The sequence below is a fragment of the Gilliamella sp. W8136 genome (assembly GCF_016101285.1).
Classification (GTDB): domain Bacteria; phylum Pseudomonadota; class Gammaproteobacteria; order Enterobacterales; family Orbaceae; genus Gilliamella; species Gilliamella apicola_N.
In genome coordinates this window covers 1-1,347 of sequence record NZ_JACFQU010000041.1, presented here as the reverse complement: position 1 = coordinate 1,347, position 1,347 = coordinate 1, and the positions used below count along the sequence as shown (strand labels likewise).

Here is a 1,347-nt window from a genome sequence, read left to right as displayed (position 1 = left end):
TTAATATCATTACCCCCTCATCAATTCCGGCAATCGCACTGCCTTTGATGCGGATATGTTGACCCGGAGCTAAATTGGCCTGATTACTTTTACCCCGGATAACAATTTGACGGCTAATGGCGTGTTCATGGCGAATGCGGGCATACCATTCTCCACTTTCAACACCATTACCGGTGTTAGCTTGATTACGGTCAATATCACTGCTATTGTTATTACCAGAGTTATCGCTATTATTGTCGTTGTCATTACTATTGCCGTTACTGCCTTGACTGTCATCGGTATCGATATCACCACTGTTTCCATCATCATCGTCACCATTATTATTGTTGGTGTCACTATCAATTCCATTATTGCTGTCACCATTGGTATTTAACCCTTTATAGTGCTCATCATAACGATAATCGGTACCGTAAGTGGTGTTATCTTTTTGTTGGCTGTTAACATTACCCAGTAAATTCGCCTGCGCATCGCGGTAGTTATAATCTTGTACTTGTACCGAAGCTTCCACCATCTGACTGTGTAAGGTTATATCCCAGACACTTTCAACGCCATTATCCAGTGTACCGCTCGGTTGTTTGTACACAATATCAGCCACCTGCTGATAACCTTGCTCATAATCACTGATGACCATCACATCGCAATTATGTTCACCATGGGTTTCAAACCGAAAATAGACCCCCACATCAGCAAGCAGTCTTTGAATAAATTCAAGGTCACTCTCTTGCCACTGGGTGATAAATTCACGTTCAGGGTATTGCTCTTTAAGTGCTAAACGATAATCAATCCCGGTATAACCATGACCACGCAAGACCTCTTCAACGACGCTGATAACGCTTTGATTCTGAAAAATAGCACAGTTATGACTTAATGCCAGTTTGGCTAATTGCGAGGATAAGACAACCTGATAACGAGCTTCATCGTTACTGACTGATAATTGACTGAACTGGGTTATCACACCATAAAGAGTGCGTGAACTGCCCTGAGATAATAGTGAGTTTAAGGAATTAAGTGGATTTAGTTGCGTTAAAGAGTTAAGTGAATCGAGTGGATTGGATTGTTTAAGCTTATCTAACTGTTTTAATGGCTCAGACTGTTTTAATGCATCTAATGGATTAGCAGAGGTTAAGGAATTAAGTGCATTAAGTCCTTTGGCGGTAAAATCGCTTAAACGGCTAGAATTAGCAGGATTAAAACTCAAACGGGCATTTTGATTAAGAAAGGATTCAACAGAAAGTTGTTTATCCGAGCTGGTGAAAGTAATCGTATAGTGCCAAGGCTGATTAAGTTGCTCATTACCCTCAACCTGTAGGATTGAAACCTCAGCAGATAAACCATCAATATTTAACG

General features: G+C 40.7%; 1 protein-coding gene. It reads right to left on the bottom strand.

What is annotated here, in order from left to right; all coding sequences use genetic code 11:
• A partial coding sequence (locus tag H3T96_RS14565; RefSeq protein ID WP_198248689.1) for a type VI secretion system Vgr family protein occupies positions 1–1,347 on the bottom strand: 1,347 nt, incomplete at both ends.